The sequence below is a fragment of the Yersinia sp. FDAARGOS_228 genome (assembly GCF_002073315.2).
GTDB classification, from domain to species: domain Bacteria; phylum Pseudomonadota; class Gammaproteobacteria; order Enterobacterales; family Enterobacteriaceae; genus Yersinia; species Yersinia intermedia.
Genome location: NZ_CP020409.2, coordinates 4,022,000 through 4,046,014 on the forward strand (window position 1 = coordinate 4,022,000; position 24,015 = coordinate 4,046,014).

Consider the following 24,015-nt stretch of genomic DNA (forward strand, 5'->3'; position numbering starts at 1 on the left):
GGGGTTTTTATTTGCCCGCTCGCTATTATTGGCGGCGCGCTTTCACGGCATCTGCTAACTCACGTAATACTGTCTCGGTGTCTTCCCAGCCGATACACGCATCAGTGACACTTTTACCGTAAGTCAGTGGTTCGCCACTTTCCAGATTCTGATTGCCTTCCACCAAATGGCTTTCAATCATCACACCCATAATCGATTTTTCGCCATGAGCAATCTGGTTGCAGACATCTTTACTGACATCCATCTGCTTTTTGAATTGCTTGCTGCTGTTAGCATGGCTGAAATCGATCATGATCTGTGGTTCCAGGCCCGCTTTGCTCAGCCCTTCTTTAACCGCAGCAACATGAGCACTGCTGTAGTTTGGCTCTTTGCCACCACGTAGAATGATATGACAATCGTCGTTACCGGCGGTATTTACAATCGCTGAATGACCCCATTTGGTCACAGACAGGAAGCAGTGCGGTGCACTGGCTGCATTAATGGCATCAATAGCCACTTTGATAGTGCCATCGGTACCATTTTTAAAACCAACTGGGCAAGACAGGCCTGAAGCCAGTTCACGGTGAACCTGCGATTCAGTAGTACGAGCGCCGATGGCACCCCAGCTCATCAGGTCAGCTAAATATTGCGGGGTTATCATATCCAAAAACTCACCCGCTGCTGGCAGCCCGCTCTCGTTGATATCTAACAATAACTTACGCGCGATACGCAAACCGTCATTGATGTCGTAGCTAGCGTCCATATGCGGATCGTTAATCAGACCTTTCCAACCCACCGTGGTACGTGGTTTTTCAAAATAAACCCGCATCACCACTTCAAGCTCGCCTTGCAGCTCTTCACGCAATGTCAGCAAACGGGCCGCATACTCTTTGGCCGCTTGGGTATCATGAATAGAGCATGGGCCAATGACGACCAACAAGCGATCGTCTTGAGCGCGCAGGATGTTATGAATCGCTGTGCGGGTCTTGGCTACCGTTTTTGCCGCATTCTCGCTGGCTGGAAACTTCTCTAACAAAGCAACAGGGGGCAGGAGTTCCTTAATTTCATTAATCCGTAGGTCATCATTCAGGTAATTCATAGTTCTTCCATTAAGCCTTGTGGCGATCATCGCACGACGTCTATCTGTACCAATCTAGTTGAACCAATCTAGCTGGTGAATTGAACGCTGTAAATCTTCTTTATTACATTTGGTATTCTGTACAGATAAATAGCAATAACGCGGTTTACTCGATAAGACATCAACTTATTGAATGAAACCATCAATTTTTATCTGGATTATTATTTGTTATAAAATCATTAATAAGAGCCATAATCGGTTATCACCACCTCCTATCCCTAAAGGTTAATACGTTTTATGCCTAGGTTACTGTTAGTTGATGATCACCCGGTGGTACATGTTGCCCTTGAAGCCGCGCTGATGCGCGCGACCCAACGCTACCACCTGCATTGCGCTGCTGATGACCAGCAGGCGTTGGCCTTATTGGCGGAATATCACTTCGATCTGCTCATTTTGGATATCAGTTTGCCACAGCTTGACGGCTTGCAGTTTTTACGCAAAATCCGCCGCCACTATCCGCAGCAGTCCATCATGATTTATACCGCCCAGGAAGAAGAGGTTTATGCCAAAATGGCTTATTCCGCTGGGGCTCAGGGTTTTATGCATAAAGGGCAGCCGATGGATCAACTATTGCAGGCCATTGGTGACGTGATTGCGGGCCAATTAGTGTTCCCTGCCAGTACACTGGAAAGCGGCTCCACACCTAACAATGAAAAATACCATTTAACCCAGAAAGAGCTGCAAATATTGGGATTACTCAGTAAAGGCCATTCTAATTTACATATTGCTGAGTTACTGAATATCAGTAATAAAACGGTCAGCACACATAAGAAAAATATCCTCAATAAAACCGGTGCCGCAAATTTACTGGCATTGATTGCCGTATTTAACGAGCTACAGCCATGAGAAGATGCTGGTTGGTATTGTTATTAATTGCTCAATTCAGCCTGCTGCTACTGCCCGCACAAGCGATCTCTGCTTTGCACTACAATTTAGTTAGCAGTCTGAACATGCCAGCCAGCACACCGTTTATCACGCCCAATAATCCATGGCGCAATGTTACTTTGCGGGTTGGCATCCTCAACGACAATGTGAGTCCCTATAATATTATTGTCGACCACGACCTGTACGGGCTGAATGCCGATTACCTTAACTATATTAAGCAGGCAACCGGTGCCAATGTAGTGGTGATAGGTTTCTCCGACGCCAAAACCCTGAATCAGGCATTAAAACAAGGTGATATCGACCTGTTGTTGGGTTTGCCTCGTAGCGCATTAAATCCTAATTTATTTATATCAAAACCCTATTTTGTCAGTAAATTACTGGTATTACGTAGCCGCCAGAATAGCCGTCAGGTGATGCTAAACTCGGCTGATGCGCGCATTGCTATTAGTAAAATGGCCGGTATGCAGTTGGTCGATGAAATTCAGAATAAAATACCGCATAACCAACTGTTTGATAATAACCTGCAAGCCATTTACTCCCTGTTAAACGGCCTTAACGACTACTTTATTGCCGATGAAACCAGTGCCAGCTTTATTATTGATCAACTGCAACTGGGGCAAATTTATCAAGTTGAAAGTGATATAAAACCCGGCAGCCTCTCTCTGGTGTTTGCGGCAACCAACCCGGCATTGATAGAGACGCTTGATCACGTTATCAGCAACGCCCCAATGGAGGTTCTGAATACTATCCAGGGCCGCTGGAGTAAAAAGATCCCCAGCTATCTCGATACCGGCAATGCTGATCTCACCCGCATGGAGCAAGAGTGGGTTAAGGCCCACCCCGTGGTTTATTATGCCGCCATCGATGATGATTATCCCTTTACTTATCGTGACAGCGATAAACAACCGCGTGGTTATATTGTCGATATCCTCAATACTATTGCGCAAAATACTGGCCTGCAATTTTCGCCAGTCTGGAGCAGTAACCCACGGTTGGCCGATCAACAAGTTCAACAAAATCAGGCCATGATGCGTGCCTTGCTGCCGCTAGCGAGTGGTTTCAAAGCACAATATGACAGCTCGATACCCATTCACCGTGCTCTGTGGGGGGTGTATACCAACGCGTTCACCCGTGATGTCTCAACGTGGGGAGATCTGTCTGGCAAGCGCCTCGGTGTGGTGGAAGGGGATTTAGGTCAGCAACTGATCCCCAGACAAACCACGGCTATAGTCTTTACTAACCGCAAAGCGATGTATGATGCATTGGCTAATGGCCAGTTAGACGGGCTGATTGATAATGTTATCTCGGCCAACTTTATGGTTCTCTCTCGCTATGCCGGCGTAATCAAACTGGCATTTGCAGCAGATAACATTGCTTATCCGTTGGCCTTTGGCGTCGCCCAGCACTCGCCGTTACTGTTGTCGATTCTCAATAAAAACTTGCTACAAATTCCCCCCGCCACTCTGCAATCGTTACGTGATGAATGGGTGTCCGATCCTCGTAATATCATTGATGCGGTGAATGAGAATCGCATGATGCCCCCTGCCACATGGTTGTTTAGCACCCTTGGTGGGTTGTTGATATTGCTCTTAGTGGTAATGATCCGCCGTTTTATTCAGCGGCGCAAAGAGCGGCGTGAACGAGAAATCTTGGAACAGGCACGCCAGCAAGCCGAAACCGCCAATAAAATGAAAAGTAAGTTTCTGGCGACCATCAGCCATGAACTACGAACACCAATGAATGCCATCCTTGGTCTATTGGAACTGGAGCTAAAAACAACCACTGCCACACAGGGTAACTTGCCCGTTATTTACAGCTCAGCATCATCATTACTAAGCCTGCTCAATGACTTACAAGATTATGCCAAGCTGGAAACCGGTTCGTTACAGCTATTACCACAACCTACTGCGTTGATCCCTTGGATTAATCATATTCGCGCGGTTTATCAACCGTTGCTGGGTATGCGGCCAATAACCTTAAATGTCAGTTACAGCGATAACTTACCTGAAAGAGTTCTGCTTGATGGCGGTCGCTTACTTCAGGTCATGAACAATCTAATTAACAATGCCATTAAGTTTACCCGCCAAGGTGAAATTAATGTTCGGATGGCGTGGCAACCGCAGCACGAGGGGCAAGGAGAGTTGATATTGCAGGTGGAAGACAGTGGTTGTGGGATAGCCGCTGCGGAAATACCCCACCTGTTCCAGCCCTTTTATCGGGTTGAGACCAGCAACAATCTGATGATTCAAGGCAGTGGTTTAGGCTTGTCGATCTGCAAGGAGCTGATTGATCGAATGGATGGCACTATCAGTCTGACCTCAGAGCTGAATCAGGGTACGGTGGTCACCGTCCAATTATGGGTTGCCGTGGAGACGACATCGGCTGCCATAATGAAGCCCGCAACAGCATCGACTGGCATGTTATATCTACCGCCCTCCCGTGTCGCGATAGTTGATGACCACCCGAGTAATCTGCTGCTGATGCAACAACAACTCAGGCATTTTGGTATTGAATCTGAACTGTTTGATAATGGCCGCCAGCTATTACACGCGCATTCTCAGCAGCCTTTCGATATGCTGTTTGTCGATTACAATATGCCCACTTTGGATGGTTTTACCCTCGCGCGGATCATTCGCCGACAGGAGCGCCAATCTCAGTGTATGGCGGCAAAAATCATCCTTTGTTCAGCTGATGTACAAGAATTTACCCATATCCGTCCAGGGAATATTGTTATCGACCATTGGCTGACCAAGCCAGTGATACTCAGTGACATTGAGCAGGTGTTACGCATACAAACCGTGATGACCGAAGAAAAGCAGGTTAACGATAATCTGCGGGAAACGCTCTTACGGTTGGGTAATCAAGACCCAATCATGGTGCGCAAGTTAACAGTGACGCTACTTGATTCCGTGGTGCATGACAGCCAACAACTTGCACTGGCACAACAGCCACTAGCGGCCCGGACACCGGTATTACACCGAGTGAAGGGCAGTTTTCTGATACTGCAAAATGCCGCTGGAGCCGCACTATGCCAGCAGTTAATTAGCCAATGCCAGCAAGGGAAAATCACCCCTGCGGCTTATACTCAACTGCAAAATCTATTAGAGCAGTTAATTCAAGGCTTGAATCAAACCCTGTCAGAGTTAACATAACGCGACAGTTCAGCGCACACTTCTTATGGTTCAAGGATCAATATGGCTGTATCTTCATTTTTCCCCCAAGACAGCAACAGCAAACGCCTGCTGATAGCCTTTGTGGTTACCAGCCTATTTATGGTGGTGGAGGCCATTGGCGGCTGGCTATCGGGTTCGCTGGCGTTATTGGCAGATGCCGGGCATATGCTGACAGACTCCGCCGCATTATTTATCGCATTGATGGCAGTACATTTCTCTCGGCGTAAACCAGACGCCCGCCATACCTTTGGTTATTTGCGCCTGACCACACTGGCGGCGTTCGTCAACGCTGCTGCATTATTGTTGATTGTGGTATTGATTGTCTGGGAGGCGGTGCGGCGTTTCTTTTCTCCTCATGAAGTGATGGGGGTGCCGATGTTAATCATCGCCATCGCCGGCTTATTTGCGAATATTTTCTGCTTCTGGATTCTGCATCGTGGCGAGGAAGAAAAGAATATCAATGTGCGCGCCGCAGCCTTACATGTCCTGGGAGATCTATTAGGTTCCGTTGGGGCGATTGTGGCTGCGGTGGTGATTCTGACTACCGGTTGGACACCGATTGACCCGATATTATCGGTATTGGTCTCAGCGTTGGTGCTACGCAGCGCCTGGCGGCTGCTGAAAGAGAGTTTTCACGAACTGTTGGAGGGCGCGCCGCAAGAGATTGATATCGACAAATTGCGCAAGGATTTATGCGCCAGCATATATGAAGTGAGGGATGTCCATCACATTCACTTATGGCAAGTTGGCGAGCAACGGCTAATGACGCTGCATGTGCAGGTTATCCCCCCCATGGATAACGATGAGTTACTGCATCGTATCGAGCACCATTTACTGCATCACTACAATATTGGGCATGCCACCATTCAAATGGAATATCAGCAGTGCAAAGCACCGGATTGTGGTATTAATCACACCGCCAGTAGCGGCGGGCACCACCATCATCATTAATGGTTAATCAGGCCACGCGTTCAACGGGAAGAAACTCGATGAAAGGTGGCCTGCCTGAGCCGTTATTAACTCTGTGCCGATAACGGACGTGAATGATTTAGGGTTGCGCTCTTCATCCACAACCAAGAGCCATTTAGGGCAATCAGTGTCAGTATCACGTATTCCAGAGCCATCGCATAAACCCCCTGATAGGCAAAAATCGCCACACTGATGACGTCAATCACCACCCAAATCAGCCAGTTCTCAACATATTTGCGTGTCATCAGGATCATCGCCACAATGGATAGCACCATCATGGTGGAATCCCAGAATGGGAACGCATCAGGCTGTAGCTCAGGCATTTGCACATCAGCACCCAAATGCTGCATCACGGTCACGGCGACACGGGTCAACCAGGCAAAAACAGTATCGATGTGCAGCGTCATTAAGGCGATACCAGCCACGCACACTGCGCCCCAAGTCAGTGCTTTCGGCCATGATAACCAGCGAATTTTCAATTCAGTTTGATTGTCTGGTGTTTGCCTGCTCCAGGCGTACCAGCCATAAATATTGGCGACGAAGAAGAACAACTGCAATAACAGGCTGGCATAGAGCTGAATCTGGAAAAAGATTACCGCAAAGAGCGTTACGTTAATCAGGCCAAACAGATAATTAATTATCTTCTCTTTGCTGGCAAACCAAATACAGAGCAACCCAAACAGGGTACCAATTGCCTCTATCCATGAAAGGTCATATCCCCCCGCCCCCAGTGGAATATGCACCAATATATTGCTTGTACTGAGAAAATCCATCTGGCAATCCTTTTATCGGAGAGAAATAATAAGTGTTGAGGTTAATTGTGTCATTTGCGACTTAGGCATTGCCTTTAATCTGTAACTTCAACTGGTTGGCAAAATCCAACATCCGATTCAGCGGTATCAGCGCCTGCTGACGCAATTCTTCATCGACATGTATCTCATGCATCACCCCTCCCTGCTCCAGCCCCTCAGCAATCGCCCTGAGGCCATTCATTGCCATCCACGGGCAGTGCGCGCATGTTCTGCACGTTGCACCTTCACCCGCCGTCGGGGCTTCGAATAATTCTTTATCTGGACACGCCTGCTGCATTTTGTAAAAAATGCCACGGTCAGTCGCCACAATAAGTTTTTGCTGCGGCAACGTTTTTGCCGCCTGAATCAGTTGGCTAGTCGAGCCGACAGCATCAGCCATATCCACCACTGCCTGAGGTGATTCCGGGTGAACTAACACCGCAGCGTCAGGGTGCAGTGCTTTCATGCGGGCTAATGCCTGGGTTTTAAACTCGTCATGGACGATACAGGCCCCCTGCCAGCACAATACATCTGCCCCACTCTTCTTCTGCACGTAATTGCCCAAGTGGCGATCCGGTGCCCAGATAATTTTTTCACCCAGACTATCGAGATGTTCAATAAGCTCAACCGCAATACTGGAGGTCACTACCCAATCAGCTCTGGCTTTAACCGCCGCTGAGGTATTGGCATACACCACCACGGTGCGGTCTGGATGGCTGTCACAGAACGCGGCAAATTCATCTGCCGGGCAACCTAAATCCAGCGAACATTCTGCCTTCAGGGTTGGCATCAGCACTTGCTTCTCGGGGTTTAGGATTTTGGCTGTCTCACCCATAAAACGCACGCCAGCGACCAGTAATGTCGACGCCGGATGGTTATTACCAAATCGAGCCATTTCAAGGGAATCTGCCACGCAACCGCCGGTTTCTTCGGCTAAAGCTTGAATTTCGGGGTCAGTATAATAGTGAGCGACTAACACGGCATCGCGCTGCTTCAGCAGTGTTTTGATTTTCTCACGGTAAAAGGCTTTTTCCTCTTCATCCAAAGGGACAGGCCGTGGAGGAAATGGATAAATAGCCGCATTCACATCAAAAGTTTCACTCATCGCTCACATCTCTGTTGCCAGTTATTCCAGGGTCAGCAAACGTTGCTGGCTGCCAGTAAGTCTTGATTTGTTTTTTATCCTAAACAAAATACTCAATATCCAGCTAAAAGTCGCCCAAAATTGTCTGATAATGGTGAAAATGTTTAATAGAGTTAAAAATTAGATGGAAAAATGAGATACAGATGGGATGTCAGAGAATTATAGGCTGGCGCTTTGGAATATTGTGATAAGGAGTATAAGTAAAATTGCAGGGGAAAGGTATAGCTGGAGAGGTGGCATAATGGTGGGTCGTGCGGGATTCGAACCTGCGACCAATTGATTAAAAGTCAACTGCTCTACCAACTGAGCTAACGACCCATTATGTGTACTGCTAATGAAAATTCAGTGCCTGTCGTGCGGGATTACTTGACATAATGGTGGGTCGTGCGGGATTCGAACCTGCGACCAATTGATTAAAAGTCAACTGCTCTACCAACTGAGCTAACGACCCATTATGTGTACTGCTGATGACAATTCAGTGCCTGTCGTGCGGGATTACTCACACTTCGGGTATTGTTTAGACAAAACAGGAAGAAAAATCTTTGCGCTGATTTCAACTTCTTACATTCAAACCGGCGTGCGGGGAGAATGGTGGGTCGTGCGGGATTCGAACCTGCGACCAATTGATTAAAAGTCAACTGCTCTACCAACTGAGCTAACGACCCGCTGTAATGCGGTACTGCCTAATATAATGGTGAGTCGTGCGGGATTACTCGTCCTGCGGACTCGCCCTTCGGGTCAGCGCTACGCGTTGCTGTCTCGCTTCGCTCGGCTCGAACCTTTACGGCTCTCATCCCTACGATTTGATACCCTGATAACTCTGCATAATGGTGGGTCGTGCGGGATTCGAACCTGCGACCAATTGATTAAAAGTCAACTGCTCTACCAACTGAGCTAACGACCCATTATGTATACTGATTACTATAATTTCCTGCTGCTTTAACGTTTTACAAGTTGTCTTGGCAACGGCGGCATATATTACTAATTTCTCTTCACAGTGCAACTTAAATTTCTATTGAAGCGTTTAACTGCTTGTTCTTCACTCGCCAAAGTCCAGAAATTAGTCAATATGACCAATTCCTGGACTCGAAAATGGCTAAAGAGCAGATAAACGTTTCTGTGCCTGTTTAGCAGCATCAGTATTAGGATATTGCTTGATCACTTGTTGATAAACCGCCTTCGCTTTATCGCTTTGGCCTTTATCCTGCATGATCACCCCAACTTTAAACATCGCTTCTGAACTTTTTGGAGACTTTGGATAATTTTTTACTACAACAGCATAATAATATGCAGCATCGTCTTTCTTACCTTTGTTGTAATACAACTGCCCTAACCAATAGTTGGCATTAGGCTGGTAAGTCGACTTTGGATACTGTTTCACAAAGCCTTGGAAAGCAGTGATCGCTTGATCGAATTGCTTTTTCTCAAGAGCCAGAGAAACGGCTGCATTATAATCGCTGTTTTCATCACCAGTACTTGCTGCAGGTGCCGCTGTAGCAGCCGCTGCGCCTGCGGCAGCAGTATCGGAACTTCCAGCCGCAGAATTATCTGTCGCAGCACCAGTAGCCGCAGAAGCTGAACCCTGCGCACCCTGACCACCGCTCAGACTCTCCATCTGCTGATAGATCTGTTTTTGCCGCTCAACAATTTGATTGAGCTGGTACTGATTTTCTTGGATCTGACCGCGTAAACTATCTACATCGCGTTGCGAATCGGATAGCTGTTGCTGAAGTTGAGTTAATAGTTGGCTGTGAGCGTTGGAAATACGCTCAAGTTGAGTGACTCGATCTTCTACCGAGCCGGAGCCGACATTACTGATTGGCGCTTGGGCAGTAGCGGCCCATGGGACCGCTACGCCAACCAGTAACGACAGACCCACTAAGTGACGTCTGAAGTTACTGTTCATGCGATTCTCTTAGTAAACCAGAACTGCACGACGGTTTTTAGCGAACGCTGCTTCGTCATGGCCCAGTACTGCTGGTTTCTCTTTACCGTAAGAAACGATAGAGATCTGGTCAGCAGAAACGCCTTTACCTTGCAGATACATTTTCACAGCATTTGCACGACGCTCGCCCAACGCGATGTTGTATTCTGGCGTACCGCGTTCATCCGCGTGGCCTTCAACAACAACTTTGTAAGATGGGTTGCTACGCAGGAATGCAGCGTGTGCATCCAGCATTTGAGCGAAGTCAGAACCGATATCGTATTTATCAAAACCGAAGTAAACGATATTGTTCTTTTGCAGTTCTTGCATCTGAAGACGAGCTTGCTCTTCTGAAGACAGGTTGCTGCCATTTTCTGTACCAGTGCCAGCGCCCATGCCAGATTGGTCATTATTTGCGCTTTTGTTAGAACTACACGCAGCGATTGCCAGAACTGGCAAAGCCAACATTAGCCCTTTTAGCACTTTGTTCAGTTGCATCTCTTTGATCCTTTTATAGTTTGCCATACATACGTATTTACACATGCATCACAGATACGGCGACCAGGCAGGAAATTTGACCTGTCCATCAGTTGCCGGAAGACGCGCTTTGAAACGCCCATCAGTCGAGACCAGTTGTAACACAGCTCCCAGCCCTTGTGTCGAGCTATAGATAACCATGGTGCCGTTAGGTGCGATACTAGGCGTTTCATCCAGGAACGTGTCCGTTAATACTTGAACGGCTCCCGTTTCTAGATCCTGTTTGGCGATGTGTTGTGCTCCACCATTGGAACTAACCAATGCCAGGAACTTACCATCAGGGCTCACATCTGCGTTCTGGTTCTGAGAACCTTCCCACGTGATTCGCTGTGGCGCACCGCCATTAATATTCACTTTATACACTTGTGGACGACCGCCCTGATCCGAGGTATAAGCCAGATTTTGGCTATCCGGGAACCAGCTTGGTTCAGTGTTATTGCTACGGCCATCGGTTACCTGGCTGATTTGACCAGACCCTAAGTCCATAACATACAAATTCAGGCTACCGCTTTTAGATAACGCGAAGGCCAGTTTAGTCCCATCCGGTGAGAAAGAAGGCGCACCGTTATGACGAGGGAATGAAGCCACTTGTCTGATTGCACCATTAGCCAACGTCTGAATAACCAGTGCTGACTTACCACTCTCGAAAGTGACATAAGCAATTTTGCTACCATCTGGAGACCAGGCTGGTGACATCAAAGGTTCAGGAGAACGGTGAACAACAAATTGGTTGTAGCCGTCGTAATCAGAAACCCGCAATTCGTGTGGGAACTTGCCACCGTTGGTTTGCACAACATAGGCAATACGGGTACGGAAAGCACCTTTAATCCCAGTCAGCTTTTCAAATACTTCATCACTGGCAGTATGCGCTGAATAACGTAACCATTGTTTAGTTACTTTATACTGATTTTGCGCTAAAACGCTACCGGCTGCACCAGAAGTATCAACTAACTGGTAAGAAACCACATAGCTACCATCAGCACTCGGTTGAACCTGGCCAACAACAACAGCATCGATACCCAACGCAGTCCAGGCTGCTGGCGTTACTTCTGCCGCAGTTGAAGGCTGTTGTGGCATGCGAGCCGCATCAATTGGGTTAAATTTGCCACTGTTACGTAAATCTGCGCCAACAATAGCACCGATCTCTTCCGGTGGTGTACCCGGCCCCATCCATTTAAACGGAACAACACCAATTGGACGAGCAGAGTCTACCCCTTGGGTAATCTCAATTCGAACTTCTGCATGTAACACAGAAGCCCACAAAACTAAAAAGCCTAGCGCAACTCGAAATGCCTGCTTCATCTTATCTCCCTTATCCGAGCGGGATGCCCGCGATAATTAGCAGAATTTTAACAAACCAACGCAAACAAAACTACATAATCCACGGTTGATTAACAAAGTCATCCCCCTCTTAATCAAACCTTATTGAGGTTTAAATACAAGCGGAGCATTCTTAAACACTTCATAAACATCCGAACTTGGAGGCTTAGGAATCTTCGCTTGTTTTGCAGCAGCGATAGCAGCCTGGCACAGTGCCGGGTCACCCCCTTCTGCCTTAACATCAATTAATAGACCATCTGGTGCTAATTTAATTCGCAAATCACAGGTACGGCCTTTGTAAAGATCTGCATCATAAAATTTACTCTGGATCGCGGCAGTGATCTGGCCCAAATAGCCACTGACATCACCCACTGATGCTCCACTCTTCTTGCCACCGCCTTTACCCGCAGCAGCTGCACCTGCACCGGAACCACTTTTCGGCGCATTTTTGGAGTTAGCTAAACCACCGAATAAATCATCAACATCAGTTGCTGCGGCTGCTGCTTCTGCAGCTGCTTTTTTCTTGGCATCAGCAGCAGCTTTCTTGGCCTCTGCGGCCGCTTTCTTCTCGGCATCAGCCGCAGCTTTCTTCTCAGCGGCGGCAGTTGCTGCTTTCTCGGCAGCATCAGCAGCTTTCTTCGCCTCAGCGTCAGCTTGTTTCTTTGCCTCAGCATCAGCAGCCTTCTTCGCTGCTGCTGCTACAGCCGCCTCTTTTTTGGCTTCAGCTTCTGCTTTTTTCTGCGCGTCAGCTTGTGCCTTCACGATTTTATCGGCTTCTGCTTTTGCTTGTGCGGCTGCGGCCTCTGCCTGTTTCTGCTCTTCTTTCGCTTTTGCAGCAGCGGCGGCGGCAACTTTCTGTTCCTCAGCAGCCTGTTTTTGCTGCTCAGCGGCTTGTTTCTTCTGTTCTTCAGCCGCCTGCTTGGCATCTTCTTGCGCTTGCAGACGCTCTTTTTCCAATTCTTTCAGTCGCTGCTGCTCAGCGGCCTGTTTTTGCTGCAATTCTTCTGCTTGCTGATCGGCTTTTTTCTGGCGCTGTTGTTCTGCACGTTTCGCGTCCGTCTGCTGTTGCTGCTGACGGTTATACTGCTCTGTCACTGCGCCCGGATCGACCATAACGGCGTCAATAACTTCGCCGCCAGCACCGCCGCCGCCCATTTCAGTCTTCTGCGTCAGAGAGCCCCAAATCAACAGGGCAATCAATATGATGTGCAGAACCACCGACACGATAACGGCGCGATTCAGCTTATCATTTTGCTCGGTTGCCTTACCCACGCTCGATTTCCACACTCGATGTCCGCGATCTATTGCTAAAAAACGGAACTGCTAAAAACAAGGTATCTACTGGCTGGAGTGACTCTCAATCCAACCAGTATCAACGCAAATTTATATCGGTTGAGTCATTAAGCCCACCGACGTTACACCCGCCTGATGTAGCATATTCAGCGCCTTGATAATTTCATCATAAGGCACCTCTTTAGCGCCACCGATCAGGAACACGGTTTTCGGATTCGATTTCAATCTGGCCTGAGCTTCGGCCACAACTTGTTCTGAAGGCAGTTGCTCCATCCGCTGGTGATCTATCACCAACGAGTATTGCCCCACTCCTGACACTTCAACAATCACCGGTGGATTGTCATCGCTTGAAACGGTTTTTGAATCTGTCGCGTCAGGCAAGTCCACCTCAACGCTTTGCGTGATAATCGGCGCGGTCGCCATAAAAATCAGCAATAGCACCAGCAAAACGTCCAGTAAGGGAACAATGTTAATTTCAGACTTAAGCTCGCGACGTTTACGACCACGTACTCGCGCCATACAACCCCCTACTTATTTGCTCTCGGCGCTGGCAAAAGCCTGACGATGCAGAATAGCGATGAACTCTTCCATGAAGTTGTCATAGTTTTGTTCAAGTTTATTCACGCGCTGATTCAGACGGTTATAGGCCATAACAGCAGGGATTGCGGCGAACAGGCCGATCGCGGTAGCAATCAGGGCCTCGGCAATACCTGGGGCGACCATTTGCAATGTTGCCTGCTTTACTGCACCCAGAGAAATAAAGGCATGCATAATCCCCCATACCGTACCAAACAGGCCGATATACGGGCTGATGGAACCAACAGTACCCAGGAACGGAATATGTGTTTCCAGTGCTTCTAATTCACGGTTCATTGAGATGCGCATCGCACGGGAGGCTCCGTCAATAACGGCCTCTGGTGCATGGCTGTTTGCGCGATGTAAACGGGCAAACTCTTTAAATCCAGAATGGAAAATCTGCTCGGAGCCCCCGAGGGTCTCGCGGCGAGCCTGGCTTTCCTGATACAAGCGAGACAGCTCAATACCGGACCAAAACTTATCTTCAAAGGCTTCTGCATCGCGGGTGGCAGCATTCAGAATACGCGTTCGTTGAATGATGATCGCCCATGAAGCAATAGAAAAGCCCATTAATACCAGCATGATAAGCTTAACGAATAGGCTTGCCTGCAGGAATAAATCCAGAATGTTCATGTCAGCCACTACTTAAACTCCGCGACAATAGACTTAGGAAGCGCTCTTGGCTTCATTTGGTGTGGATCGATACATGCGATCAATACTTCTGCACTACTCAGAAGATTGCCATGTGTGTCGAGAATTCGTTGAGCAAACGTGAGAGAAGCCCCACGCATTGCGGTAATTTCACTCTGAACTTCCAACATATCATCAAGACGTGCTGGTGCCAGGTATTCTACCGTCATGCGGCGGACAGCGAAAGCGACATGCTCACTGAGCAATTGCTGCTGGTGAAAATTGCGTTGGCGCAACATTTCAGTGCGCGCCCTTTCATAAAAGGCAACGTAGCGTGCGTGGTATACCACGCCGCCAGCATCGGTGTCTTCAAAATAGACACGTACCGGCCATCGAAACAACGTATTACTCACTCTACTTCCCAGTAATGCAGTTAACGGACACACTATACTGAAGAGCGTTAAGCTTTGGAATCACTTGAGAGAATAGAACGAAAATAATTATGGGCCGAGTGGCCCATAAGGATAGATTGTGTTCAAATTAGGCGAAACATGTACAGATTAGACAAAAAAGTAGAATAATCCCGCGCCCAAGATCACAATTGCTGGAAGTGGTGAGAAAAAAGCACGCAACCACATCCGCTTAGGGCGAAAACCAACCCCATGAATCACACCAGTACAAACCGCCCACACAATAAACACCTCTTGCCAGACCTCAAGTGAACTGGTTGCCGCCGCAAAACGCGAAGGGTCCCAAAACACACAGAATGCCACAGCAAAGGCGAGCACCAGTGAAAGGGCCCTAAAAGGGCCCTTATCCATTAAATCGTATAACTTATCGGACAACATCATCATTGCCGTTGTTAGCGGCCTTCGCTGCTGCATTGGCTTCACTCTGCTCCAGCGCCAGAGCAGTAATGATACCAAAGGAGCAGGCCAGAAGTGTCCCTAGAATCCAGGCAAAATACCACATGCTTTATGCTCCTTAGTACAGTGAGTGCTTGTTGTTTTCGATAAAATCTTTATCAATGCGCCCGAACATCTTGTAGTAACACCAACTGGTGTACAGCAAGATGATAGGAACAAAGATTATCGCAACAATAGTCATCACTTTCAGCGTCAACAGGCTAGATGTTGCATCCCACATTGTCAGACTGACATTTGGCACAGTGCTTGATGGCATAACGAACGGGAACATAGTTACCCCGGCAGTCAGGATCACACAGGCAATAGTCAGTGATGAGAACAGGAAGGCCCAAGCCCCTTTTTCAAAACGCGACAGCAAAATGGTGAACAGTGGCAGAATAACCCCAAGAGCTGGCAGCGCCCACAGGCTTGGGTACTTGTTGAAGTTAATCAACCATGCACCAGCCTGATGTGCAACTTCTTTGCGCATCGGGTTAGATTCAGCCGCCGTATCCAAAGCTGAAGTAATAACAAAACCATCGATACCTTTAACTAACCAGATACCGGCCAGCAGGAAGGCCACACTCATCACCAGAGCCGAGATCTGAGCCGCAGTACGGGAGCGCAGATGCAACTCACCACGGGTACGCATTTGCAGATAAGTAGCACCTTGCGTTACCAACATGGTTAAGCTGACAACCCCCGCCAGTAAACCAAACGGGTTCAGCAACTGGAAGAAGTTACCGGTGTAGAACAAGCGCATGTAGCTATCCATATGGAACGGTACGCCTTGCAGCAAGTTACCGAATGCCACACCGAAGACCACTGCTGGCACGAAGCTACCAGCAAAAATGCCCCAGTCCCACATATTGCGCCAACGGTTATTTTCCAACTTAGAACGGTAATCAAAACCGACCGGACGGAAGAATAACGCAGCCAATACCAGAATCATCGCAATATAGAAGCCGGAGAATGCGGCTGCATACACCATTGGCCAGGCAGCAAACAGCGCCCCACCCGCAGTGATCAACCAAACCTGATTACCATCCCAGTGAGGGGCAATCGAGTTAATCATAATACGACGTTCTGTATCATTCTTACCGATGATGCGCAGCAGGATACCGACACCCATATCGAAACCATCGGTTACTGCGAACCCAATCAGCAGCACACCGATCAGCAGCCACCAGATAAATCGTAATACTTCATAATCAAACATAAGTGGACTCCTGTTTACCGTGCTTCCTGCACTGGGGCAGTCGGCTGTTCAAAATGATAGCGGCCCGTTTTCAGGCTACTTGGCCCAAGGCGCGCGAATTTGAACATCAGGTACATTTCTGCAACCAGGAACAGCGTGTACAGACCACAGATCAACCCCATGGAGAACAGAATATCCCCAGCGGTGACTGATGAGTTTGCAATTGCTGTCGGCAGCACTTCACCGATAGCCCATGGCTGACGACCATATTCCGCCACAAACCAACCTGCTTCTACTGCAATCCACGGCAACGGAATACCGAACAGTGCGGCACGCAGTAACCATTTCTTCTCACCAATCCGACCACGAATCACATTATAGAAGGACAGACCAATGATCAGTAACATCAGCACGCCACAGGCAACCATGATGCGGAACGCGAAATACAGCGGCAGAACCCGTGGGATTGAGTCTTTAGCTGCTAACTTAATTTGTTCTTCAGTCGCATCGGTAACGTTTTGTGTATAACGTTTCAGTAACAGACCATAGCCCAGATCTTGTTTCGCCTTACTGAATGCTTCACGCACAGCAGGGTCAGTATTACCTGAACGTAATTTTTCTAGCAGACTGTAAGCTTGGATACCATTACGAATACGCACTTCATGTTGCGACATCAAATCACGCAAGCCAGTTACTGGTGTATCCAGTGAGCGCGTAGCGATAATGCCCAGTGCAAATGGGATCTGAACAGCAAACCGGTTCTCCATGGTTTCCTGATTCGGGATAGCAAACAGGGTGAAGGCTGCCGGAGGCGGTTGGGTTTCCCATTCAGCTTCAATTGCAGCCAGTTTGGTTTTCTGCACGTCACCCATTTCGTAACCAGATTCATCACCCAGCACGATAACGGACAATACGGCAGCCAAGCCAAAGCTCGCAGCAATTGCAAAGGAACGCTTGGCAAACGGAATATCACGGCCTTTCAACAGGTAGTAAGAGCTGATACCCAGCACAAACATCGCACCAGTAACATACCCTGCCGCTACAGTGTGAACGAATTTCACCTGTGCAACTGGGTTGAGAACCAGTTCAGAGAAGCTCAGCATTTCCATACGCATAGTTTCAAAGTTGAAATCAGATGCAATCGGGTTTTGCATCCAACCGTTGGCAACCAAGATCCACAACGCAGAGAAGTTAGAGCCTAATGCAACCAGCCAGGTTACAGCCAAATGCTGATGTTTACTCAGGCGATCCCATCCGAAGAAGAACAGACCGACGAAAGTAGATTCCAGGAAGAACGCCATCAGACCTTCGATTGCCAGAGGGGCACCGAAGATATCACCGACGTAATGTGAGAAATATGACCAGTTAGTCCCGAACTGGAACTCCATGGTCAAACCAGTAGCAACCCCCAGAGCAAAGTTAATAGCAAATAACTTGCCCCAGAATTTGGTCATATCTTTATAGATTTGTTTACCAGACAGCACATAAACCGATTCCATAATTGCCAACATAAACGCCATACCCAGCGTTAATGGGACAAATAAGAAATGGTACATTGCCGTTAAGGCAAACTGTAACCGTGACAGTTCGACAATATCAAACATCTTGACTCCTTGCTCCTCGCAGGAAGACTCCGACTTGCGGCAACTGAGCTTCCGCTAACTAAATTGGAAGCCCCGCAATTACCCGCAGTGAATGCCCAAAAAAACACAACAAAAATAACAATATCAACTACCCAGTATTACACCGTGGTAATAGTACGCTTCTAATCCCACACAATAAATAGGATTTTACGTGACCCAGCTTTGAGTTCTGGATACAGGTCAACAAACAGGTCATTTACCCATCTGGCCGTAGTTTGATCCAGAACAATTTAAGCTCATATGAACATTATTGCCATATTCAAAACTTGATTTAGAACAATTAATTCTTTTTCATGTTAATTAAAAGTTCGATTGTTTTTATATAATCCTGAACTGTTAATGAGATGTAATTTTATGGTTTATCTAATGCATTATTAGTTCATTATTATGCGATCCAGGTTAACGTTTAAATTTATTAGACTCAGGGTGAGTTAAATCACAATTCCGAGTTTTATATGAATATATTAGTCTAGGTTGAGGGAAGCGTTCGCAAGTGTTGCCATTTTGTTGCATGATGAAATGCTATTTCTTGATAAAATATTGAATCTCCTACAATGAAAAAAATAGCGCTCACCACATTACTCTGTGTCAATACTGCATCCATCGCTGCGCAACAAGTCGATATCACTATTTTGGGTACCTCTGACTTACATGGCACTTTTGTGCCGTGGGACTATGCCAGCGACACTGAGAACCTGGCTGGTAGCCTGAGCCAGATAGCCACTAAAGTGCAAAAAATACGTGCTGAACAACCGAATCTGATTCTGGTTGATGCCGGTGATACCCTTCAGGGCAACTTTGTTGAAACCTTTAAAAATGAGCCAATCAGCCCGATGATTCTCGGCTTCAATGCCTTGAAATATGATGCCTGGGTGATGGGTAACCACGAGTTTGATTTTGGCCTGAAAGCCCTTTCCACTTCACTAAAACAATTTGATGGCACGGCACTGGCGGGGAACATCTTCTGGGATTCGGGTAAGCCTTACCTCCCCTCTTATAAAATCATCGAACGTCAGGGGGTGAAAATCGGCATTATTGGTATGGATACCCCAATGACTGCGGAGTTCGCACAGGGTACTGACCGTATCAATGGCATCCATTTCACCGATCCAGTGCAAGAAGTAAAAAAGGTTATTCAGCAGATAGAACCACAGGTAGACGCCATCGTGTTGGTCGCCCATATGGGCGTCGATAATGAGAATCAGCGCCCCGGCACCGGGGTTGGCGATATCGCCAAGGCCAATCCAGAGCTGGCAGCCATTGTCGCAGGCCATATGCATGTGAAGATTGATAAAGCAGTGGTTAACGGTGTCATTATCACTGAACCGGATAAATATGGCCGCGCGCTCTCCCGCATTGACCTGAAATTTGAGCAGCGTGAGGGTAAATATCATCTGGTGGATAAAAACAGCTATACCTATCCGATCAAGGGGGTCGAGTCTGATAAAAAGCTGGAAGCGATTTACCAACCTTATCATGATATTTTGCGCGCCAATGCTAATCGGGTAATTGCGACCTTGAGCGGCAGTAATCTGGTACCGGCCGATGAGATTAAAGGTATTCCTCAGGTCCATATTCAGGATACCGGTATCAGCGCGTTGTATCAGGAGGCGGCGCATTATTATGCTCCTCAGGCGCAGGTTATTGCCTTACAAATTGATAATGACCATCCGAAACTGGATGTCGGTGATATCACCGCTAAAGACATTGCTTTTAACTATCAATATGCCGGCGGTGAAATCACCGTTTATGCCCTGACCGGCAAAGCGTTAAAACAATATATGGAATGGTCGGCTGATTACTTTAATCAGGTTAAAGCGGGCGATGTCACCTACAGTTTTAATCCGCAACGCCGCGCCTCAAAATATTCGACCAATGACTTCTTCGATGGTGTGACCTACGCCATTGATTTGCGTAAACCAACAGGTTCGCGCATTACCAACCTACGCCTCAATGACGGTACACCTGTTACAGATAGCACCCCTATTCATCTGGGAATGAACAGTTACCGGATGGGGCATTTGACGCAAAAAGGTGGCGCGTTGGAAGGACAGAAATTCCAGATACTGTCTGACAGTAAAGCGCAATACGGTGAGGAAGACGGCACAATACGTAATCTGACCATTCGCTATTTGACTGATATTAAAGCTGGAAAATATGAGGGTAAAGCTCAGCAGCGCTGGCATTTAATCGGGTTAGAAGGCTTTGACAAAGAGCAGAAGATCGTCAAGCAGTTGATTAATAGCGGTAAAATTTCAGTGCCAGCAACAGCAGATGGCCGCTACACCAATATTGCGTCAATTAACGTCAAAGATAAGTTGTTTAAGGATAGAGCCAGTTACGATGCCGCATTGGCTACGTTGCAGCAACAAGCTGCCAGTGCCAGCACTGAACAGGCTAAGCAGCAAGTACAAACTGATATAACACTAATCACCGCCCTGAATACGTTCTGATTAGGCAAAAAAAGGCCACCGCAAGGTGGCCTCTATCTTGAGTTAGTTATCAAACTAACATCGCACCTAATGACTTACTGCGGTAATACCGCTTTAACGGCATTGCCGATTTCAGCCAGACTGCGGACAGTTTTCACACCGGCAGCTTCCAGCGCAGCGAACTTGTCATCCGCAGTACCTTTACCACCCGCAATGATGGCGCCTGCGTGGCCCATACGCTTGCCTTTTGGTGCTGTTACACCGGCGATGTAACCCACAACAGGTTTGGTCACGTGATCTTTAATATAAGCAGCCGCTTCTTCTTCAGCGTTACCACCGATCTCACCGATCATCACAATAACTTCAGTCTGCGGGTCTTCCTGGAACAACTTCAGGATATCAATAAAGTTAGAACCTGGGATCGGGTCACCACCGATGCCAACACAAGTTGACTGACCGAAACCGATATCCGTGGTTTGTTTTACCGCTTCGTAGGTCAACGTCCCTGAACGGGAAACAATACCCACTTTGCCCGGTAAATGAATGTGGCCTGGCATGATGCCAATCTTACATTCACCTGGGGTGATAACACCTGGGCAGTTCGGGCCGATCATCCGTGCATCAGACTGTTCTAATCTGACTTTTACTACCAGCATATCCAGTGTTGGGATACCTTCAGTAATACAGATGATCAGTTTGATACCCGCATCGATAGCTTCAAGAATGGAGTCTTTACAGAACGGCGCTGGCACGTAGATAACCGATGCCGTAGCACCGGTGGCCTCTACGGCTTCACGCACAGTATTGAATACTGGCAGGCCCAGATGCTCAGTGCCGCCTTTACCTGGCGTAACACCGCCAACCATTTTAGTACCATAGGCAATAGCTTGTTCGGAGTGGAAAGTCCCCTGGCTACCGGTAAAGCCCTGGCAAATAACTTTGGTGTTTTTATCAATTAAAATAGACATTATTTAGCCCCCACTGCCGCTACAACTTGCTGAGCCGCATCTGTCAGGCTGGTCGCAGCAATGATATTCAAACCGCTGTCTGCCAATTTTTTGGCACCCAGTTCAGCGTTATTTCCTTCCAGACGAACCACGACTGGCACATTGACGCCCACTTCTTCAACCGCACCAATGATGCCGTCAGCGATCAGGTCACAACGCACAATGCCGCCGAAAATGTTAACCAGAACCGCTTTCACTTTGTCATCAGACAGAATGATTTTAAACGCTTCAGTCACACGCTCTTTGGTTGCGCCACCGCCAACATCAAGGAAGTTAGCCGGCTCACCACCGTGAAGTTTCACAATGTCCATGGTTCCCATTGCCAAACCGGCACCGTTTACCATGCAACCAATGTTGCCATCCAACGCCACGTAGTTCAGTTCCCACTGCGCCGCATCGGCTTCACGTTTATCTTCCTGCGACTTGTCACGCATTTCACGCAATTCTGGTTGACGGAACAAGGCGTTACCATCAGCACCCAGCTTGCCGTCCAGACAGATCAGATCGCCCTGTTTGGTAATCACCAGCGGGTTGATCTCAACCATCGCCAGGTCACGTTCCAGGAACAGCGTTGCCAAACCCATAAAGATCTTCGTGAACTGAGTAACTTGCTTACCGGTCAGTCCCAGTTTAAAGGCTAATTCGCGGCCTTGATAAGGCTGCGGCCCCGTCAACGGATCCAATGCGATTTTGTGGATCAGTTCAGGTGTTTCTTCGGCAACTTTCTCAATTTCAACACCGCCTTCAGTGGATGCCATAAACACCACACGACGGGAGCTACGGTCAATAACTGCGCCCAGATACAGCTCTTTATCGATATCAGTCGCTGCTTCAACCAGAATTTGATGAACCGGCTGACCGTGAGCATCTGTCTGGTAAGTCACCAGGTTTTTACCCAACCACTGTTCAGCGAAAGCACGAATATCTTCTTTGCTGTTAACCAGTTTCACGCCGCCCGCTTTACCGCGACCACCAGCATGCACCTGACATTTAACCACCCACGGGCCAGCACCGATTTTAGATGCGGCTTCTTCTGCTTCACGCGGTGTAGTACAAGCGTAGCCAGTTGGCGCTGGCATGCCATACCGAGCAAACAGTTGTTTTGCCTGATATTCGTGTAAATTCATGATGTTCTATCCATATAAGGTCTGAGATGGGCCGAAGCCTACTAGGTAGCCTGATTGCGCGGAGGCAGGTTAATCAACACCTTGCAACCAGACTGACCTTGTCATTTATCTTTTTTATACGTCGAGCAGTAAGCGAGCTGGATCTTCCAGCATCTCTTTCACCGTCACCAGGTAGCCGACAGACTCGCGGCCATCAATCAAACGGTGATCGTAGGACAGTGCCAAATACATCATTGGCAGAATCACTACCTGACCATTTACCGCCATTGGCCTGTCTTTGATAGCATGCATACCAAGGATCGCGCTTTGTGGTGGGTTAATGATCGGAGTCGACATCAGGGAGCCGAATACGCCGCCATTAGTAATCGTGAAATTACCGCCAGTCAGTTCTTCAACCTTCAGTTTGCCGTCACGGCCTTTTACAGCCAGTTCTTTGATTTTCTTCTCGATATCAGCCATACCCAGGGTATCGACATCACGCAACACTGGGGTTACCAGACCGCGTGGGGTAGACACCGCAATACTGACATCAAAGTAGTTGTGGTAAACCACATCTTCGCCATCAATAGAAGCATTCACTTCAGGATAGCGTTTCAGAGCTTCAACTACCGCTTTGATATAGAAGGACATAAAGCCCAGACGAACACCGTGACGCTTCTCGAAAGCTTCACCGTACTGCTTACGCAGGTCCATGATCGGCTTCATATTGATTTCGTTAAACGTGGTCAGCATCGCTGTACTGTTTTTCGCTTCCAACAGACGCTCAGCAACACGTTTACGCAGACGGGTCATAGGTACGCGTTTTTCGCTGCGGCTAGCCAGTGCGGCAGGTGCGGCGGCAGCGACTTTGGTTTCAGCCACTGCTGGTGCCGATTTACGGTTTGCCAAATGACTATCGACATCTTCACGGGTAATACGGCCACCCACGCCGCTGCCTTTAATGGCAGTAGCATCAAGGTCATGTTCCGCAATCAGACGACGAATTGCCGGGCTGAGAGTCTCGTTACTCTCTTCTTCCAGGCTAGCAGTCTGACGCTGTGCCGGAGTGGACTCGGTACTTTGACTTTTTTCTTCCGTCGGCTTGCCTGAGCTGTCACTTGGACGAATACGGCCCAGAACCTGACGTGAGGTCACAGTCGCGCCTTCGTCTTCCAAAATGGCGTCTAAAATACCGTCCTGACTGGCCGGAACTTCCAGAATCACTTTGTCCGTTTCAATCTCAACCAGCACTTCATCGCGTTTAACGCTGTCGCCCGGTTTCTTGTGCCAAGTTGCTACAGAGCCATCAGCCACAGACTCAGGGAGGTCAGGAACATTAATATCTACGCTACTCATTCTCTATCC

21 protein-coding genes, 4 tRNA genes and 1 other RNA gene are annotated in these 24,015 nt (G+C 48.0%); 4 read left to right on the forward strand and 22 right to left on the reverse strand.

Features of this window, described 5'->3' with window-relative positions:
* Positions 1-25: 25 nt before the first annotated feature.
* Positions 26-1,078, reverse strand: a complete 1,053-nt coding sequence (aroG, locus tag A6J67_RS18670) for a 3-deoxy-7-phosphoheptulonate synthase AroG (RefSeq protein ID WP_005189002.1) — start codon at positions 1,076-1,078, stop codon at positions 26-28.
* Between the two features lie 276 nt (positions 1,079-1,354).
* Here aroG and A6J67_RS18675 point away from each other — a divergent pair, with 276 nt between their 5' ends.
* From A6J67_RS18675 to zitB, 3 genes are read left to right on the forward strand one after another with little or no spacing between them, the layout of a single operon-like run.
* Positions 1,355-1,963: a response regulator gene (locus tag A6J67_RS18675; RefSeq protein WP_005188997.1), complete on the forward strand. Its 609-nt coding sequence runs from the start codon at positions 1,355-1,357 to the stop codon at positions 1,961-1,963.
* Positions 1,960-5,154 carry an ATP-binding protein gene (locus tag A6J67_RS18680; protein WP_050288812.1) on the forward strand — a complete coding sequence of 1,065 codons (3,195 nt, stop codon included), beginning with the start codon at positions 1,960-1,962 and terminating at the stop codon, positions 5,152-5,154. Before A6J67_RS18675 ends, A6J67_RS18680 begins: the two co-directional genes overlap by 4 nt.
* 42 nt (positions 5,155-5,196) lie before the next feature.
* Positions 5,197-6,126 carry a CDF family zinc transporter ZitB gene (gene zitB / locus A6J67_RS18685; RefSeq protein WP_005188993.1) on the forward strand — a complete coding sequence of 310 codons (930 nt, stop codon included), beginning with the start codon at positions 5,197-5,199 and terminating at the stop codon, positions 6,124-6,126.
* 65 nt (positions 6,127-6,191) lie between these two features.
* Here the strand turns inward: zitB and pnuC are convergent, their stop codons facing one another.
* From pnuC to cydA, 18 genes are all read right to left on the reverse strand, one after another.
* Positions 6,192-6,917, reverse strand: coding sequence for a nicotinamide riboside transporter PnuC (gene pnuC / locus A6J67_RS18690; RefSeq protein ID WP_005188991.1), 726 nt, complete (start codon positions 6,915-6,917; stop codon positions 6,192-6,194).
* Between the two features lie 61 nt (positions 6,918-6,978).
* A complete protein-coding gene (nadA, locus tag A6J67_RS18695; RefSeq protein WP_005188982.1) occupies positions 6,979-8,040 on the reverse strand; it encodes a quinolinate synthase NadA in 1,062 nt (353 codons plus the stop codon).
* A 281-nt stretch (positions 8,041-8,321) separates the two neighbouring features.
* A tRNA-Lys gene (locus tag A6J67_RS18700) sits at positions 8,322-8,397 on the reverse strand.
* A 57-nt stretch (positions 8,398-8,454) separates the two neighbouring features.
* Positions 8,455-8,530 (reverse strand) — tRNA-Lys (locus tag A6J67_RS18705).
* A 138-nt stretch (positions 8,531-8,668) separates the two neighbouring features.
* Positions 8,669-8,744: transfer RNA gene (locus A6J67_RS18710), tRNA-Lys, on the reverse strand.
* 27 nt (positions 8,745-8,771) lie between these two features.
* Positions 8,772-8,893: non-coding RNA, RtT sRNA (locus A6J67_RS18715), on the reverse strand.
* Positions 8,894-8,907: 14 nt separating this feature from the next.
* Positions 8,908-8,983: transfer RNA gene (locus tag A6J67_RS18720), tRNA-Lys, on the reverse strand.
* A 192-nt stretch (positions 8,984-9,175) separates the two neighbouring features.
* Positions 9,176-9,985, reverse strand: coding sequence for a cell division protein CpoB (gene cpoB, locus A6J67_RS18725; protein WP_032907063.1), 810 nt, complete (start codon positions 9,983-9,985; stop codon positions 9,176-9,178).
* A 9-nt stretch (positions 9,986-9,994) separates the two neighbouring features.
* Complete coding sequence (pal, locus tag A6J67_RS18730; protein WP_004393299.1) at positions 9,995-10,501, reverse strand: peptidoglycan-associated lipoprotein Pal; 507 nt, start codon at positions 10,499-10,501, stop codon at positions 9,995-9,997.
* A 48-nt stretch (positions 10,502-10,549) separates the two neighbouring features.
* Positions 10,550-11,842, reverse strand: coding sequence for a Tol-Pal system beta propeller repeat protein TolB (tolB, locus tag A6J67_RS18735; protein WP_042569406.1), 1,293 nt, complete (start codon positions 11,840-11,842; stop codon positions 10,550-10,552).
* Between the two features lie 120 nt (positions 11,843-11,962).
* Complete coding sequence (gene tolA, locus A6J67_RS18740) at positions 11,963-13,132, reverse strand: cell envelope integrity protein TolA (RefSeq protein ID WP_105165849.1); 1,170 nt, start codon at positions 13,130-13,132, stop codon at positions 11,963-11,965.
* 111 nt (positions 13,133-13,243) lie between these two features.
* The gene (tolR, locus tag A6J67_RS18745) at positions 13,244-13,672 is read right to left on the reverse strand and encodes a colicin uptake protein TolR (RefSeq protein ID WP_004393306.1); all 429 of its coding nucleotides are present in this window, start codon (positions 13,670-13,672) and stop codon (positions 13,244-13,246) included.
* A gap of 12 nt (positions 13,673-13,684) precedes the next feature.
* Complete coding sequence (tolQ, locus tag A6J67_RS18750; RefSeq protein ID WP_005188971.1) at positions 13,685-14,371, reverse strand: Tol-Pal system protein TolQ; 687 nt, start codon at positions 14,369-14,371, stop codon at positions 13,685-13,687.
* Entirely contained in the window at positions 14,371-14,772 is a 402-nt protein-coding gene (gene ybgC, locus A6J67_RS18755) for a tol-pal system-associated acyl-CoA thioesterase (RefSeq protein WP_032907060.1), read from the reverse strand. Before ybgC ends, tolQ begins: the two co-directional genes overlap by 1 nt.
* A 147-nt stretch (positions 14,773-14,919) precedes the next feature.
* A complete protein-coding gene (gene ybgE, locus A6J67_RS18760) occupies positions 14,920-15,207 on the reverse strand; it encodes a cyd operon protein YbgE (protein ID WP_170930806.1) in 288 nt (95 codons plus the stop codon).
* Positions 15,194-15,331 (reverse strand): cytochrome bd-I oxidase subunit CydX, encoded by a 138-nt coding sequence (gene cydX, locus A6J67_RS18765; RefSeq protein WP_004712290.1) that lies wholly within the window; start codon positions 15,329-15,331, stop codon positions 15,194-15,196. Before cydX ends, ybgE begins: the two co-directional genes overlap by 14 nt.
* A gap of 12 nt (positions 15,332-15,343) precedes the next feature.
* The gene (cydB, locus tag A6J67_RS18770; RefSeq protein ID WP_005188967.1) at positions 15,344-16,483 is read right to left on the reverse strand and encodes a cytochrome d ubiquinol oxidase subunit II; all 1,140 of its coding nucleotides are present in this window, start codon (positions 16,481-16,483) and stop codon (positions 15,344-15,346) included.
* 14 nt (positions 16,484-16,497) lie between these two features.
* Positions 16,498-18,066 carry a cytochrome ubiquinol oxidase subunit I gene (cydA, locus tag A6J67_RS18775; RefSeq protein WP_005188961.1) on the reverse strand — a complete coding sequence of 523 codons (1,569 nt, stop codon included), beginning with the start codon at positions 18,064-18,066 and terminating at the stop codon, positions 16,498-16,500.
* A gap of 593 nt (positions 18,067-18,659) precedes the next feature.
* Between cydA and A6J67_RS18780 the strand changes: the two genes are divergently transcribed.
* Positions 18,660-20,558 carry a bifunctional metallophosphatase/5'-nucleotidase gene (locus tag A6J67_RS18780; protein ID WP_050297701.1) on the forward strand — a complete coding sequence of 633 codons (1,899 nt, stop codon included), beginning with the start codon at positions 18,660-18,662 and terminating at the stop codon, positions 20,556-20,558.
* 74 nt (positions 20,559-20,632) lie between these two features.
* Here the strand turns inward: A6J67_RS18780 and sucD are convergent, their stop codons facing one another.
* The 3 genes from sucD to odhB form a co-directional block, all read right to left on the reverse strand.
* Complete coding sequence (sucD, locus tag A6J67_RS18785) at positions 20,633-21,505, reverse strand: succinate--CoA ligase subunit alpha (protein WP_032907056.1); 873 nt, start codon at positions 21,503-21,505, stop codon at positions 20,633-20,635.
* Positions 21,505-22,671, reverse strand: coding sequence for an ADP-forming succinate--CoA ligase subunit beta (gene sucC / locus A6J67_RS18790; protein ID WP_005188956.1), 1,167 nt, complete (start codon positions 22,669-22,671; stop codon positions 21,505-21,507). Before sucC ends, sucD begins: the two co-directional genes overlap by 1 nt.
* 114 nt (positions 22,672-22,785) lie before the next feature.
* The gene (gene odhB / locus A6J67_RS18795) at positions 22,786-24,006 is read right to left on the reverse strand and encodes a 2-oxoglutarate dehydrogenase complex dihydrolipoyllysine-residue succinyltransferase (protein WP_005188954.1); all 1,221 of its coding nucleotides are present in this window, start codon (positions 24,004-24,006) and stop codon (positions 22,786-22,788) included.
* Positions 24,007-24,015 lie beyond the last annotated feature (9 nt).

Bases quoted from the DNA above. Each gene is read 5' to 3' on its own strand.
- aroG (WP_005189002.1), bottom strand. From the start codon at position 1,078: ATGAATTACCTGAATGATGACCTACGGATTAATGAAATTAAGGAACTC.
- A6J67_RS18675 (WP_005188997.1), top strand. From the start codon at position 1,355: ATGCCTAGGTTACTGTTAGTTGATGATCACCCGGTGGTACATGTTGCC.
- A6J67_RS18680 (WP_050288812.1), top strand. From the start codon at position 1,960: ATGAGAAGATGCTGGTTGGTATTGTTATTAATTGCTCAATTCAGCCTG.
- zitB (WP_005188993.1), top strand. From the start codon at position 5,197: ATGGCTGTATCTTCATTTTTCCCCCAAGACAGCAACAGCAAACGCCTG.
- pnuC (WP_005188991.1), bottom strand. From the start codon at position 6,917: ATGGATTTTCTCAGTACAAGCAATATATTGGTGCATATTCCACTGGGG.
- nadA (WP_005188982.1), bottom strand. From the start codon at position 8,040: ATGAGTGAAACTTTTGATGTGAATGCGGCTATTTATCCATTTCCTCCA.
- cpoB (WP_032907063.1), bottom strand. From the start codon at position 9,985: ATGAACAGTAACTTCAGACGTCACTTAGTGGGTCTGTCGTTACTGGTT.
- pal (WP_004393299.1), bottom strand. From the start codon at position 10,501: ATGCAACTGAACAAAGTGCTAAAAGGGCTAATGTTGGCTTTGCCAGTT.
- tolB (WP_042569406.1), bottom strand. From the start codon at position 11,842: ATGAAGCAGGCATTTCGAGTTGCGCTAGGCTTTTTAGTTTTGTGGGCT.
- tolR (WP_004393306.1), bottom strand. From the start codon at position 13,672: ATGGCGCGAGTACGTGGTCGTAAACGTCGCGAGCTTAAGTCTGAAATT.
- ybgE (WP_170930806.1), bottom strand. From the start codon at position 15,207: ATGTTGTCCGATAAGTTATACGATTTAATGGATAAGGGCCCTTTTAGG.
- cydX (WP_004712290.1), bottom strand. From the start codon at position 15,331: ATGTGGTATTTTGCCTGGATTCTAGGGACACTTCTGGCCTGCTCCTTT.
- cydB (WP_005188967.1), bottom strand. From the start codon at position 16,483: ATGTTTGATTATGAAGTATTACGATTTATCTGGTGGCTGCTGATCGGT.
- cydA (WP_005188961.1), bottom strand. From the start codon at position 18,066: ATGTTTGATATTGTCGAACTGTCACGGTTACAGTTTGCCTTAACGGCA.
- A6J67_RS18780 (WP_050297701.1), top strand. From the start codon at position 18,660: ATGAAAAAAATAGCGCTCACCACATTACTCTGTGTCAATACTGCATCC.
- sucD (WP_032907056.1), bottom strand. From the start codon at position 21,505: ATGTCTATTTTAATTGATAAAAACACCAAAGTTATTTGCCAGGGCTTT.
- sucC (WP_005188956.1), bottom strand. From the start codon at position 22,671: ATGAATTTACACGAATATCAGGCAAAACAACTGTTTGCTCGGTATGGC.
- odhB (WP_005188954.1), bottom strand. From the start codon at position 24,006: ATGAGTAGCGTAGATATTAATGTTCCTGACCTCCCTGAGTCTGTGGCT.